The organism is Phaeobacter sp. JH20_34, assembly GCF_048056095.1.
GTDB lineage: Bacteria > Pseudomonadota > Alphaproteobacteria > Rhodobacterales > Rhodobacteraceae > Phaeobacter > Phaeobacter bryozoorum.
The window spans coordinates 24,756-38,137 of record NZ_JAYMWT010000016.1 but is presented as its reverse complement, the minus strand read 5'-3'; the positions used below and the strand labels follow the sequence as shown (position 1 = coordinate 38,137).

Below are 13,382 nucleotides of genomic sequence, written 5' to 3'. Positions count from 1 at the left end.
ATGACTGCACATCGGCTGCGCAGGCGTCGGGGTTTTCTCACCGGCCTGACGGCATAGGTTTGTCCGAGACAGAAATTCAAAACCGAAAGAGGCATCACACCATGTCCGACCCCAAAATCCTGACCATCTCCGGTTCGCTGCGTGCGGGCGCCACCAACCGTAAACTGCTGGCCGAGGCCCTGCGCCTGTTCGGTCCCGCCGAGGTGAGCGAGGCCGATCTCAATCTGCCGCTTTATGACGGTGACGACGAACAGGCCAATGGCATTCCCGCAGCGGTTCAGACACTTGCGGATCAGATCGAGGCGGCGGATGCGGTGATCATCTCCACCCCGGAATATAACGGCGCGCCCTCTGGCGTGTTGAAGAACGCTCTCGACTGGGTCAGCCGCACCAGCAACAAACCGTTTCAGGACAAACCGGTGGCCGTCATGTCCGCCGCTGCGGGCCGCGCCGGCGGGGAGAAGTCGCAGATGCTGCTGCGCACATTCCTGGTGCCGTTTCAGCCCCGCGTGCTGACCGCACCGCAGGTGCATGTGGCGGCATCGCAGTCCGAATTCGACGAAGGCGGCCGCCTGAAAGGCGAGATGTATGTCAAAACGCTGGAAACGCTGATGACGGCGCTGCGGGCCGAAATCGCGCGCTGAGCGGACCCAGACCAGAGATCAACCAGACCAGAGATCAACCAGCCTCGCAGCGCAACCACCGCTTCGGGGCTGTCTTTGTGTCGGCGTCTGCCGCGTTGATCACCCGTCGCGGCCCGGCTCGTCGGGAGAGTTGGAAAACAGCGCGATCTTATTGCCGTCAGGGTCGCGCAGATAGCCGACATAAAACCCGGCGCTATAGGCCGCGCGAAACCCCGGCTGGCCGTCATCAGATCCGCCCGCCGCAACCGCCGCCGCGTGCAGGTCGCGCACCTGCTGCTGATCGCGGGCCTGAAACGCCACCATCACGCCATTCCCAGCCGAGGCGGCAGCGCCATCAAACGGCGGCTTCACATAGAAATCGGGCAGGGTCGGCAGCTCTCCCTCCGGCACTGGCAGGGCAAAGCTCAGCCCTTCCGGCCCCTCGCTGAGACCATAGCCAAGCACCGGCAGAAATGCGGTGTAAAAGGCCTTTGCCTTTGCCATGTCATTGGCACCGATGGTGATATAGGCGATCATTGCTCTTCCCCTTCGCCTGACATTCAGAAGTTATCTTCGACCCGGAACCCGTCCGGGATATCGTCGTTTCCGTCCAGAACCAGATCTGCCATTGTCCCGGCCACCTTTGGCGCCATGCCAAAGCCGATCTTGAAGCCGCCATTGGCAATGAAATGACCATTCCTGCCGGGCCAGCCGCCCAGCATCGGCGCGCGTGAGCGGGCGCGGGGCCGCACCCCGGCCCAGCGTTCGATCACCTCGGCACCATGCAGCACCGGCAAGGCGGCGCAGGCGCGCGCGATCACATCGTCCAGCTGCGCATCGGTGCTGCTGGGATCCTCAAACTCACGTTCACTGGTGGAGCCAATCGCGAGGGTGCCATCGGCATGGGGAATGATGTGCAGCCCGTCGGCATATAGCTGCGGCACATCCCCCTCGGCAAAGCGCAGCAGCGCCGCCTGACCCTTGACCCCATTGCCCAGCGTCTTGCCCTCGGCCGGGCCGCCGGGGCCTGCCAGCCTGTCGTTCAGCTCCAGCAGTCCTGCATAGCCCTTGGCATGGATCACCTGTCCCTGATCGGCGCCCTCTGCCTGCACCTCGATCCCCATGACGGACAACCCTGCCACCAGCGCGGCACAGGCGCGGCGCGGGTGCATCCGGGCGCTCAGCGTATCGTGGATGACATATCCGCTGGCGCTGGGCGGCACCCATGGCCCTGCGTCGGCGGCGGCGATGACGGACCAGTCCGCCAGTCCCCGCCACAGCGATCGGGCGCTTTCTGCGCGGTCATGGGCCAGATCCAATGTCCGCTGATCATTGATCGGTTGCAGCCGCCCGGTGCGCCCATAGCCGGGAGACACCCCGCCGGTTGCCTCAACCTCGGCCCAGAAGGCGTCGGCCATCAGCAGGCTTTCCAGCTGATATTGTTTCTTTGGGTTCCAGTTCTCCGGCACATGCGGCGCCAGCGCGCCGACCAGACCGCCGCTGGAGCCTGACCCGGCGCCAAAGGGATCAATGATCTGGACCTTGGCGCCGCGCCGTGCGCAGGCCCAGGCAATCGACAGGCCAAAGATCCCGGCCCCGCGTATGGTGATATCCGCCATTGCCATTTCTGCACCCTTTCGCCAGTGTCGCGTCGTTCACCACATCACTTAGGGGATTATAGCATGGCAGACCAGCAGGCCCGGCTCAGCTGGCGGGATGGCAGCCTTCCGGTGTCGGATCAGTTCGACGATCCCTATTTCTCCATCCATGATGGGCTGGCCGAGACGGAGCATGTGTTTCTGGGCGGCAATGATCTTTCTGATCGCTTTGCCGCTGCGGCGGAGGCGGGTGCGGATTTCCATATTGCCGAACTCGGCTTTGGCACCGGTCTGAACCTGCTGGCCGCCTGGCGGGCCTGGGAGACGGCGCAGGCTGAACATGACACCGCAGCGGTGCTGCATTTCACCAGTTTCGAGGCCTTCCCCATGGCCACGGATGATATGGCCCGTGCGCTTCAGGCCTTTCCCGAGGTGGCGCCCTGGGCCGAACGGTTTCTGGCGGTCTGGGGCGGGGCGGGCGTCTGCGATCTCGGCAACCTGCGTGTCACTGTCCTCACCGGCGACGCCCGCGTGTCGCTGCCGGAGTGGACAGGCAAGGCGGATGCCTGGTTCTTGGACGGGTTCTCCCCGGCAAAGAACCCGGAGCTGTGGCAGGACGACCTGCTGGAAGAGGTTGCCCGTCACACGGCGGCAGGCGGCACGGCGGCGACCTACACGGCGGCGGGATTTGTCCGCCGCGGGCTGGAGGCTGCCGGATTTGACGTAACACGCACGCCCGGTTTCGGGCGCAAGCGGCATATGACAAAGGCAATATTGCGATGACCATGCGCCCCGACGCCAAGATGCTGGAGCCTCATCCGCCCCGGATTATCCAGCAGAACAACGTCACCGCCGGCGTGCTTCTGATGATTGCGGCAACCATTGTGTTTGCCTTGCAGGATGGCATCTCGCGGCATCTGGCGGGGCAGTACAACACCTTCATGGTGATCATGGTGCGTTACTGGTTCTTTGCGCTGTTTGTGATTGCACTTGCGGCGCGCGCACCGGGAGGTATTCGCGCCACGGCCCGCACCGATCAGCTGGGGTTGCAGGTCTTTCGCGGTGTGCTGCTGGTGGCGGAAATCTGCGTGGCTGTCTATGCCTTTACCGTGCTTGGGCTGGTCGAAAGCGTGGCGGTGTTTATCTGCTATCCGCTGCTGGTGGCGGCCCTGAGCGGGCCGGTGCTGGGCGAGAAGGTCGGCTGGCGGCGCTGGGCGGCGATCTCGGTGGGGCTGATTGGCGTGCTGATCATCCTGCAACCGGGCGTCGGTGTCTTTGATCCGCTGGCGATCATCCCGTTTGTTTCGGCGCTGATGTTTGCGCTTTATGGTCTGATCACCCGCTATGCAGCGCGGCGCGACAGCACGGCGACCAGTTTCTTCTGGACCGGGGTTGCGGGCATGGTGGCGATGACCCTTGTCGGCATCTGGTACTGGGAGCCGATGAGCCAGGGCGACTGGATGTGGATGGCCGTCCTGTGCCTCACGGGTGTGACCGGGCATTGGCTGCTGATCAAATGCTATGAGATGGCCGAGGCCAGCGCGGTGCAGCCCTTTGCCTATTTCCACCTGATCTGGGCCGCGGCACTTGGGGTGGTTGTCTTTGGCGAGGTGATCCGCACCAATGTCGCCATCGGTGCGTCCATTATCGTGGCGGCCGGCCTGTTCACCCTATGGCGCGAACGCGTCAAGAGTTGATCCGGCCAGTTCCTTGGAAAACGGCACCGGCAGCGGCGGTTTGCCAAGGCGCGCGCGATAGATCGGCAGGCTCTCGGTGACGCGCATCACGTAGTTGCGGGTCTCGTTGAAGGGGATGTGTTCGATCCAGTCGACAATCCCCGGCGTGCCATCGCGCGGATCGCCGTAGCGTTCCATCCAGGCCTTTGGGCGATGGGGGCCTGCGTTATAACCTGCCGCCATCATCACTACATTGCCTTTGAACTCGCCCGCCAGATCGGCCAGGTAATTGCTCCCCAGAAGCGCGTTATAGGACCAGTCGGAGATCAGCCGCCCGGTGGTGTGATCGGCCAGAAGACCCATGTTCGAGGCCACCAGCTTGGCGGTGGCGGGCATCACCTGCATCAATCCGCGCGCGCCGGCATGGCTGATCACGATGGGGTCGAATTCGCTCTCGCGGCGGGCAATGGCAAGGGTCATCTCCCGCGCCATTGGCAGATCTTTCTCGGCCACGGGATGCAGCGGAAAATAGGCCGCTTCCAGCTCTTCGCCGGTCTGCGCGGCGCGTTTGGCGATCATCACTGCCAGATGCGGTTCGTTCATGGCCACCGCCATCTCGCCCAGCTGCCGCGCCTCGACCGGGCCCAGCCCCTCAACCAGATGGGTGAGGAAGCGTTCCGCCAGGGCCAGATCGCCAGCCTGCAACAGCAGCAGGCCGGCCTCTGCGACGGTGGAGTTCAAAAAGCTGGCCGCGCGCCAGTCGGGCAGCTGCGGCGGGGTGATCAGATCGGGATCAAAGGGGCGGCCCAGAACCTCTGCCGCCAGCAACCCGTAGAAAGACGTCTGATAATCTGCCGCCTTGGCATAGGCGGCATGGGCTTTTTCGATATCGCCGTGGGCACCATAGGCCTGACCCAGCCAATAGCCGCCGCGTCCGATGGAGATCGGGCTTTCGACCGAAGCGAGGAAGCGTTCGAAGTGATAGGCGGCCAGCTCGGGGTCGTTGAGCTTGCGCAGGGCGATATAGCCGGCCAGCCATTCGCAGTCGGAATAGCCATAGCCTGCATCCGCCGTGGCAAAGTGATGGGCGGCCAGCTGATAGGCGCGTTCGTGGTTGCCGTCGCGCATGTCCTGCCGCGCCAGATCCCGGCGGCGGCGCAGCCATTTTTCGGGCTGTCCCAGTTTCTTGGCCGAGGTGCTGCGGTCCATCATCAGGCTGATGGCATCCTCCTGCCGCCGCTTGCGGTCGCGCCAGGCAAAGCGGTCATAGGCGAGACCCGCGTCATCCTTCAGCGCGTCGGGGACGGCGGCGATTTTGCCGTCAACGCCCGGCTCGGCGTCTTGCAGGGCGAGGCGCGCCTCCGCCAGCCTGCGCTGATCGGCGCTGACCAGGGACAGCATCTGCCGCGCGCTGACCTTGTGATTGTCCCACAACATCTGGTCGAGCCGGGCCGCGTGATGCGCTGAGAGCAGCTTGGCGTGGTCTTTCAGATAGTTGTCCTGGATCACCGACCCCATCGGCATTGTACGCCAGGCCAGCACCAGCTCGGCCTCGCCTTCGCCCTTTTGCCCGGCCCCGATCAGCGCACGCCCATAGCTCAGCGCGCCCTCGGCGGTTTGCGGGCGATGGTCGCGGTAAAAGGCCAGAATGGTGTCGCGGCTGGCTTCGGCGATCTGCGGCTCGTGCTTGCGCCGCAGAAGGTCCAGCCCCGGCCAGTCGGCACGCCGCGCCAGAAAGGCCACAACATCAGAGACCGACCCCATGCCCTCCCGCAGGCGGTGCCATTCGATGACGTCGCGGGCCACGGTGGTTTCGCGCCCGGCACTGCGCCCCGCCTCGCTCCATTTTTCCGAGCGCATCAGCTCCAGCGCGCGACCAAGGTCGGCCGCCATGGCAGGTTGGCCGCTCAGGCTGGCGGAAATGAGGGCAATGAGGGCCAGAATGCGTGTCATCTCTTGCATTTTCCAACGTTCCGGGGATAGAGCCAATGACGATAATCCGTGACCTGCCGGTATCAACTCAAATCCCCGGCATGTCCATCACCCAAGGCGGCGCAATCGCGCCTGCACGAACAGCAAAGGGAGCGTGCCCATGTTCAAAGGCTCTATGCCAGCCCTCGTCACCCCGTTTTCCAACGGCGAGCTGGATCTGGATACGCTCAAACGCTTGGTCGAATGGCACATTGACCAGGGTTCCACGGCGCTGGTCCCGGTCGGGACCACCGGTGAAAGCCCGACGCTGACCCATGAAGAGCATGAAACCGTGATTGCCGAGGTGGTGAAAACCGCCGCTGGCCGGGTGCCGGTGATTGCCGGTGCGGGCTCCAACAACACGGTTGAGGGCAAGCGGTTTGTGCAGTTTGCAGCCGAGGTTGGTGCCGATGCCGCGCTGGTGGTGACGCCGTACTACAACAGGCCGACTCAGCTCGGGTTGATTGCGCATTTCACCGAGCTGCATGACTGCGCCGATATTCCGATCGTGATCTACAATATCCCCGGTCGCTCGGTTGTCGATATGACCCCCGCCACCATGGGGGAACTGGCCAAGCTGGAGCGCATCATCGGCGTGAAGGATGCAACCGGCGATATCGCCCGTGTGTCGCAGCAGCGCGCCTCCTGTGGTGCGGATTTTGTGCAGCTGTCCGGCGAGGATGCCTCGGCGCTGGGGTTCAACGCCCATGGCGGCGTCGGCTGCATCTCGGTGACGGCCAATGTGGCGCCGAAGCTCTGCGCGGAATTCCAGGCGGCGACGCTGGCGGGTGATTACGCATTGGCGCTGGAGTATCAGGACAAACTGATGCCGCTGCATGAGGCGATTTTCATTGAGCCGGGTTTGGTTGGGGCGAAATACGGCCTGTCGAAACTGGGTCTGTGCAGCGAGGAGATCCGCCTGCCGCTGACCGGTCTGACCGACAGCACCAAGGCCGCGATTGATGCCGCGATGGTACACGCGGGCCTGCTGTAAGCGCAGAACACCGACCATAGACATGGTTTTTCGGACCGGGACGCTGCTGCGTTCCGGTCTGTTTCGTTTGGGCTGTCTTCTGTCTCTAACTGGCGGTTCAGGGTCACATCCCCAGCGCCAGATCCGTCGAGAATAAAAAGGCGGCGCCGCCCCGAGGAAGGATCCCGGGAAAGGCTGGAAGCTGCGGGGCGCGTCACTGCCCCGGTGCTAAACTGTTTTGCACGGACCCCGGCGGCATCACTGCCAACAGGGTCGGTTTCCATGGTGTCCGGGGTCGTAAATCCCGGAGCAGATCGCGATCCCCAGCAGCTTAGCCAATCGGCGTGCAGGCCCCGTAAACGCTGCGCGCGCCGCCGGGCAACGGGGGGCTGCCCATCACGGCAGAGCCGCCGCCAGATGCCGGGTCTTGTCCGGGTTGCGGGTGACATAGATGCGGGCAATCCGGCCGTCGCGAATATCCAGAGAGGTGGCTTGCAGGATGCCGTCCTCGGCCCGGGTCAGCATCGCAGGCAACCCGTTCAGCTGGCACAACCGCCATTGTTCGGGGGCTGTCTGATTGCTCTTGCGGGCAAGCCCCGCCAGCAGCCGCAGCACCTTGTCGCGCCCGTAGATCGGGTTGAGCGCCGCAGTCGCCTTGCCACCGCCATCAGAAATCAGCTGCACATCTTCGGTCAGCAGCCGGGTCAGGGCGGCGGTGTCACCGGTCTTGGAGGCGCGAAAGAACGCCTCGGTCAGCGCGCGCCCCTCATCCGGGTTGCCGGGGCGCTGGGGGCGCAGCGCCTGCACCTTGCGGCGGGCGCGGGTGGCGAGCTGGCGGCAGGCCTCGGGCGAGCGGTTCAGGGCGGCGGCCACATCCCCGTAAGAGCTGTCGAAGATATCATGCAGCAAAAAGGCCGCGCGTTCGAGCGGCGACAGCGCGTCCAGCGCCAGGAGCAGCGCAACCGAGACGTCATGGTCCAGCTGCTCTGTGGCGTCATCGGTGAGCACCGGTTCCGGCAGCCATTCACCGGGGTAGGTCTCGCGCCGTTTGCGGGCCGATTTCAGCTGATCAAGGCACAGCCGCGTGGTGATCCGCATCAGATAGCCGGTGGTATCCAGAATCTCGCCCTGGGGTGCGGATTGCCAGCGCAGATAGGCATCCTGCAAGACGTCCTCGGCGTCCGTCACACTGCCGAGCATCCTGTAGGCGGCCGCAAACAATCGCGGCCGCGCGGTCAGGAACGCATCGGTTCCTGTGTCTTTCATCTGTGCTGTCACGCGGCGTTGGCCCCTGTGGTCTGGTCCTCGCTCACAGGGTGGGCGCTGCGAAAGCCGATTGCAATGCGGTTCCAGCTGTTGATGGCGCCAATCAGCAGCGTCAGCAGCACCTGTTCGCGTGGCTCAAACAGGTCTGCCATGCCGTCATAATCGGCGTCCGGTGCGGCGGTGGCCTCCACCCGCGTCAGTGCCTCGCACCACGCCAGGGCGGCGCGTTCGCGGGGCGTGTAGAGCGGCGATTCACGCCAGGCGTTCAGCAGATGCATCCGATCCTCGCTCTCGCCGTGGGCGCGCATCTCATGGGTGTGCATGTGGATGCAGAAGGCGCAGCCGTTGATCTGCGAGGCGCGCAGCTTCACCAGCTCCACAACGCTGTATTCCAATGTGCTGTTCTTGAACAGTTTCTCCTGCTCCAGCATCGGTTTGAAGAGATCACCGGCGACGGAGAAATAATCGAGACGTTGGGTCATGGGTTTGGTCCTTTCTGATGGGTTCAGAAACAGGACGAGGCAGCGGGCGGGTTTGTGACATGACCGGCGCGATTTTTTGAAAAAGGATGCGCATTCAACGAAAAAAGGGCGCCTCTGGGGCGCCCTGATTGTGGTCTTTGGTGGTGATCAGCGTTTGCCGTAATAAAGCCCGACCACATGTTCGGCCTGGGCAAAGAACAGCCAGCGCGACACGGCAATACCGGCGATATGCAGCAGCACGGCGACGCCTGCGAGCAGGTGTTTGAGCATCAGCCCCTCAACTGGCAGGATCAGGCAGATCAAGGGCAGCGCAAAGCCAAGGGCAAAGGCAATGACCCGCAGTTTCTGCGCGTGTTTGCGCCCGACCACATGCACGAATTCGCGCAGCAGATAATTGGAGCCGGTATGGGGCGGCTCAAACGCGCGGACGGTGCCGCGATCGCCAAGGCCGGTGGCGGTGCCCATATTGGTGCCAGAGGTGGCAAAGGCCTGATCGCCCTTGGCCCAATAGGCCAGCTGCACCGAGCCTGCGATGGCCAGAAGCCAGGGCGCCAGCGCCTCGGCCCCCGCCAGCAGCGATCCGCCCGCAAGGCTGAAGGACAGGAACATCACCGGCGTCAGGGACATGTTCCAGCGCGGGATGGTCTTCAGCTGGGTGTAGATCATCGAGGTGGTAAAGACCGTTGCCAGCGACAGCGCCGCACCGAGCCAGCCAAGCGCCCACCAATGGGTGTCCAGAAACACCGCGCCAAAGGCAAAAAGCCCCATCACGATGAGGGCTGCAACCGCGCAGATGCCCTCACGGCTGAGCCAGCTGGTTTTCCACTGGGTGAAGGCGCGCCAGGCCCGTTCCGGTCGGCCGAGGTGAAACGTCGAAGCCAGTAGCCCGCCCACCGCAAAGCCAAAGGCGATGGCATAGAACACACAGGCAACCCAGCCGGTGACCTCGGGCTTGCCGAGGCCAAGGAAGGTTAGAAGCCCAAAGCCCAGACCGGAGAGAGTGGTGAAGATGATAACGGATGGTGCCGGATGCATCAGCTCGCCCCCCCTGTGGTCTGTCCCGGAAGCTTATCAAGCGCCTTGTCCAGCCAGCCAAGGAAGCCTTTGGGATCTTCGGCGACGGGGGCCAGCAGCGGGGCGAGGATGTCGATCTGGTCCTCGATCTGGTCCTTGGGGCGGGGCGGCAGGTATTTGTTCACCGGTTTGGTGCCCATTTCCGGCATCAGATCCATGCCGCCGCGTGCGGCCACCAGTTTGGAGACATCGCTGTCGGGATCCCCCAGATCGCCAAAATGGCGCGCGCCTGCGGGGCAGGTCCGCACGCAAGACGGCACACGGTCCACCTCCGGCAGGTTCTCATTGTAGATCCGGTCGACGCAGAGGGTGCATTTCTTCATCACCCCTTCGGCCAGATCCAGCTCCCGCGCGCCATAGGGGCAGGACCAGGCACATAGGCCACAGCCGATGCAATTGTCCTCGTTCACCAGCACGATACCGTCTTCCACCCGCTTGTAGCTGGCGCCGGTGGGGCAGACGGTGACGCAGGGGGCGTCTTCACAGTGCAGGCAGGATTTCGGGAAATGCACCAGTTGGGCTGCTGGGTTGGGCTGGCTGGCACAGGGGGAGGGCTGCACCTCATAGGAATGCACACGGTTAAGGAAGGTGCCGGAGGGATCAGCGCCATAGGCGTTCTGATCGCTGAGCGGCGCGCCATAGTTTTCGGTGTTCCAGCCCTTGCAGGAGATCACACAGGCATGGCAGCCGACGCAGGTATCAAGGTCAATGACCAGACCCATCTTGCGGTCGGTCCTGGTGGGAAGCTCGGTCATTGCATACCCTCAGTACAAGTTGCGGAACCAAGAAGACGGGTATTTTCTTGGCAATTTTCCTCGAAGAAAATTGGGTCGATCATTTGCCCACCTTCCATGTGAGGTCTTTGGGGCCGGTGCCCACCGGTGAGGCCTGCGCCGGGATGGCGGGTTGGCTTTCGCTCAGATCTTCCGGCGCGGCGGCTTTCTCGATCTTCACCTTGAGGTCGAACCATGCGGCCTGACCGGTGATCGGGTCGGAGTTGGCCCAGCGGAGGCCGTCGCCCTTGGGCGGCAGCAGCTCGTGGATCAGATGGTTCAGCAGGAAGCCCTTGGTGGCTTCGGGGGCGTTTTCCTCCAGCGCCCAGGCACCCTTGCGCTTGCCGATGGCGTTCCAGGTCCAGACGGTGTTTTCATTGAGCGCGGCCATCTCCATCACCGGAACGGTGATTTCGCCATGGGGGGAGGTGACCTTGGCCCAGTCGCCATCGCTGAGATTGTTTTGCCGCATCAGTTTGGTCGGCACATAAAGCGGGTTGCGCCCGTGGATCTGGCGCAGCCAGGCGTTCTGCGTGCCCCAGGAGTGATACATCGCCATCGGGCGCTGGGTCAGGGCGTTGACGGTGAAGCCTTCGTTGCCCTGCTGATCGGTCTCGTACCAGATCGGCAGCGGGTCCATGGTCTGGCGAATGCGGTCGCGCAGATGGTCGGGCGGCTGACGGTCGCCGTGGCCTTCGGCGGCCAGCTGGAATTTGCGCAGCGGTTCGACATAGAGCTGGAACAGATAGGGCTGCGGGCTGTCGAACAGACCGAGGTTCACCGCCCAGTCCTGATAGGCCATGTTCCAGGGTTTGAAATAGCTGGCCTCTGCCGGGATATGTTCGACAAAGAAGCCGCCGTTTTCGATGTATTTGTTCAGCTGTTCGGGGTTCACCTCGCCCCGGCCAACCTTGTCGCCATTTTCACCGCGAAAGCCAGCCAGCGGACCGATGCCGGGTTTGCGTTCGTGGTTCACGATATAATCGGCATAGTCCTGCCATTTGGCGGTGCCATCCTCATGGGTGAAGCCGGGCAGCTTCATCTTGTTGGCAAGCTGCACCAGCACGGTCTGGAAACCCCGCACATCGCGGTCGGGTTCGACCACAGGCCAGCGGATCGCATCCGCTGCGCCATCGGCTTCGCAGATCGGGCGGTCCAGCAGGGAAATACAGTCGTGGCGCTCCAGATAGGTGGTGTCGGGCAGGATCAGATCGGCATAGGCCACCATCTCCGAGGAGTAGGCGTCCGAATAGATGATCCGGGGGATCACATAGTCGCCGTTGTCGTCGGTATCGGTCAGCATCTCCATCACGCCGCGCGTGTTCATCGAGGAGTTCCACGACATATTCGCCATATACATGAACAGCGTGTCGATCTTGTAGGGATCGCCGGCATGGGCGTTGGAAATCACCATATGCATCAGCCCGTGGCTGGACATCGGGTTTTCCCAGGTAAAGGCCTTGTCGATGCGCGCCGGGCTGCCGTCGGTTTTCAGCGCCAGATGTTCCGGCCCATGGACAAAGCCCAGATGCGGGCCATCCAGCGGTTTGTTCGGGGTGACGCGGCAATGGGGGGCGGGATGCGCCTCTACCGGTTTGGGGTAGGGTGGTTTGAAACGGAAGCCGCCGGGGGCCTCGACCGTGCCCAGAAGGATCTGCAACACATGCAGGGCGCGGCAGGTCTGGAACCCGTTGGCATGGGCCGAGACACCGCGCATGGAGTGCATGGCAACCGGGCGGCCCTTCATGGTTTTATGGGTTTCGCCGCGGAAATCGGTCCATTCCTGATCCAGCTCAAACGCCTCGTCAAAGGCGACGCGGGCCAGTTCGGCGGCGATGGCACGGATGCGTTTGGCGGGGATGCCGCAGCGATCAGCCACCGCTTCGGGGGCGTAATCGTCGCTGAGATAGCGCTGGGCCATCAGCTGGAACACCGACACATGGGTGATGCCATCGAGTTCGAACGAGCCGCCCAGATCGGGGCGCACGCCGCGCATGTCAAAGGGCGCCAGCTTGCCGGTGGTGCGATTGATCACCAGCGGCGCGCCATGATCGTCGCGCAGGAACAAGCCATAGTCGGGGCTGGCGGGATCCTGATTGACCAGCACCGGCGCATTGGTGAACTGGCCGAGGTAGTCGAGGTCGATCTTGCCGGCCTTCATCAGCACATGCACCAGCGACAGGATGAACAGCCCGTCGGTGCCCGGCGTGATGCCGACCCAATCATCCGCCACCGCGTTATAGCCTGAGCGGATCGGGTTTACCCCGATGACCCGCGCGCCACGCGCTTTGATCTTGCCGATGCCCATCTTGATGGGGTTGCTGTCGTGATCCTCGGCGACGCCGAACAGCAGGAACAGCTTGGTATGGTCCCAGTCGGGCTGGCCGAATTCCCAGAACGCGCCGCCCATGGTGTAGATGCCGGCGGTGGCCATATTGACCGAGCAGAAACCGCCATGGGCTGCATAGTTGCAGGTGCCGAAGTTCTGCGCCCAAAAGCTGGTGAAGCTCTGGGACTGGTCGCGGCCGGTGAAAAACGCGAGCTTTTCGGGGTTATCCTCGCGGATCGGTTCCAGCCAGCCCGCAGCGATGTCCAGCGCCTCGTCCCAGGAGATTTCCTCGAACTTGCCGGAGCCGCGCGGGCCGACGCGTTTCATCGGCGCACGCAGACGCGAGGGCGCGTTGTGCTGCATGATGCCGGCGGAGCCTTTGGCGCAGAGCACGCCCTTGTTCACCGGGTGATCGCGGTTGCCTTCGATATAGGCGACTTTCTTCTGGCCATCCTCATCCGTTTTCATGTGGACGTTGATGCCGCAGCGGCAGGCGCACATGTAGCAGGTGGTCTGGCGGATCTCGTCCGACACGGGCGGCGAGGTGTCTAGCTGGGGCTGGGTATGTGCCATGGTGTCCCTGTTTGATGATGCGCCGGGCCTGCATGGGCCGGGCG

At 63.5% G+C, this 13,382-nt stretch carries 12 protein-coding genes; 4 read left to right on the top strand and 8 right to left on the bottom strand.

Translation table 11 applies throughout. From position 1 onward, the window contains the following. Positions 1 to 101 precede the first annotated feature (101 nt). The gene (locus VWZ81_RS11775; RefSeq protein WP_260101076.1) at positions 102 to 644 is read left to right on the top strand and encodes an NADPH-dependent FMN reductase; all 543 of its coding nucleotides are present in this window, start codon (positions 102 to 104) and stop codon (positions 642 to 644) included. 99 nt (positions 645 to 743) lie between these two features. On the opposite strand, the gene VWZ81_RS11770 is transcribed toward VWZ81_RS11775, so the two are convergent. Both VWZ81_RS11770 and VWZ81_RS11765 read right to left on the bottom strand, forming a co-directional pair. Beyond that, on the bottom strand, positions 744 to 1,160 hold the full coding sequence (locus VWZ81_RS11770; RefSeq protein WP_260101075.1) for a VOC family protein: 417 nt from the start codon (positions 1,158 to 1,160) through the stop codon (positions 744 to 746). Positions 1,161 to 1,183: 23 nt separating this feature from the next. Further along, positions 1,184 to 2,248 carry an NAD(P)/FAD-dependent oxidoreductase gene (locus VWZ81_RS11765; protein WP_416543275.1) on the bottom strand — a complete coding sequence of 355 codons (1,065 nt, stop codon included), beginning with the start codon at positions 2,246 to 2,248 and terminating at the stop codon, positions 1,184 to 1,186. A gap of 57 nt (positions 2,249 to 2,305) precedes the next feature. Here VWZ81_RS11765 and mnmD point away from each other — a divergent pair, with 57 nt between their 5' ends. Both mnmD and VWZ81_RS11755 read left to right on the top strand, forming a co-directional pair. Continuing rightward, positions 2,306 to 3,004: a tRNA (5-methylaminomethyl-2-thiouridine)(34)-methyltransferase MnmD gene (gene mnmD / locus VWZ81_RS11760; RefSeq protein WP_416543276.1), complete on the top strand. Its 699-nt coding sequence runs from the start codon at positions 2,306 to 2,308 to the stop codon at positions 3,002 to 3,004. Further along, positions 3,001 to 3,918 carry a DMT family transporter gene (locus tag VWZ81_RS11755; RefSeq protein WP_260093550.1) on the top strand — a complete coding sequence of 306 codons (918 nt, stop codon included), beginning with the start codon at positions 3,001 to 3,003 and terminating at the stop codon, positions 3,916 to 3,918. Before mnmD ends, VWZ81_RS11755 begins: the two co-directional genes overlap by 4 nt. Here VWZ81_RS11755 and VWZ81_RS11750 read toward each other — a convergent pair. Then, entirely contained in the window at positions 3,892 to 5,850 is a 1,959-nt protein-coding gene (locus VWZ81_RS11750; RefSeq protein WP_416543277.1) for a lytic transglycosylase domain-containing protein, read from the bottom strand. The two genes, VWZ81_RS11755 and VWZ81_RS11750, sit on opposite strands and share 27 nt — an antisense overlap. A gap of 139 nt (positions 5,851 to 5,989) precedes the next feature. Here VWZ81_RS11750 and dapA point away from each other — a divergent pair, with 139 nt between their 5' ends. Continuing rightward, the gene (gene dapA / locus VWZ81_RS11745) at positions 5,990 to 6,862 is read left to right on the top strand and encodes a 4-hydroxy-tetrahydrodipicolinate synthase (RefSeq protein ID WP_416543278.1); all 873 of its coding nucleotides are present in this window, start codon (positions 5,990 to 5,992) and stop codon (positions 6,860 to 6,862) included. Between the two features lie 375 nt (positions 6,863 to 7,237). Here the strand turns inward: dapA and sigJ are convergent, their stop codons facing one another. The 5 genes from sigJ to VWZ81_RS11720 all read right to left on the bottom strand — a co-directional run bounded on the left by sigJ (position 7,238) and on the right by VWZ81_RS11720 (position 13,338). Beyond that, positions 7,238 to 8,107, bottom strand: a complete 870-nt coding sequence (gene sigJ, locus VWZ81_RS11740; RefSeq protein WP_416541210.1) for an RNA polymerase sigma factor SigJ — start codon at positions 8,105 to 8,107, stop codon at positions 7,238 to 7,240. Between the two features lie 8 nt (positions 8,108 to 8,115). After that, a complete protein-coding gene (locus VWZ81_RS11735) occupies positions 8,116 to 8,589 on the bottom strand; it encodes a carboxymuconolactone decarboxylase family protein (protein ID WP_416543279.1) in 474 nt (157 codons plus the stop codon). A 147-nt stretch (positions 8,590 to 8,736) separates the two neighbouring features. Next, a complete protein-coding gene (locus tag VWZ81_RS11730; RefSeq protein WP_416543280.1) occupies positions 8,737 to 9,624 on the bottom strand; it encodes a dimethyl sulfoxide reductase anchor subunit family protein in 888 nt (295 codons plus the stop codon). Continuing rightward, on the bottom strand, positions 9,624 to 10,418 hold the full coding sequence (locus VWZ81_RS11725) for a 4Fe-4S dicluster domain-containing protein (RefSeq protein ID WP_260099133.1): 795 nt from the start codon (positions 10,416 to 10,418) through the stop codon (positions 9,624 to 9,626). The genes VWZ81_RS11730 and VWZ81_RS11725 overlap by 1 nt, the downstream gene beginning before the upstream one ends. 79 nt (positions 10,419 to 10,497) lie before the next feature. Then, entirely contained in the window at positions 10,498 to 13,338 is a 2,841-nt protein-coding gene (locus tag VWZ81_RS11720; protein WP_416543281.1) for a molybdopterin oxidoreductase family protein, read from the bottom strand. Between the last annotated feature and the right edge of the window lie 44 nt (positions 13,339 to 13,382).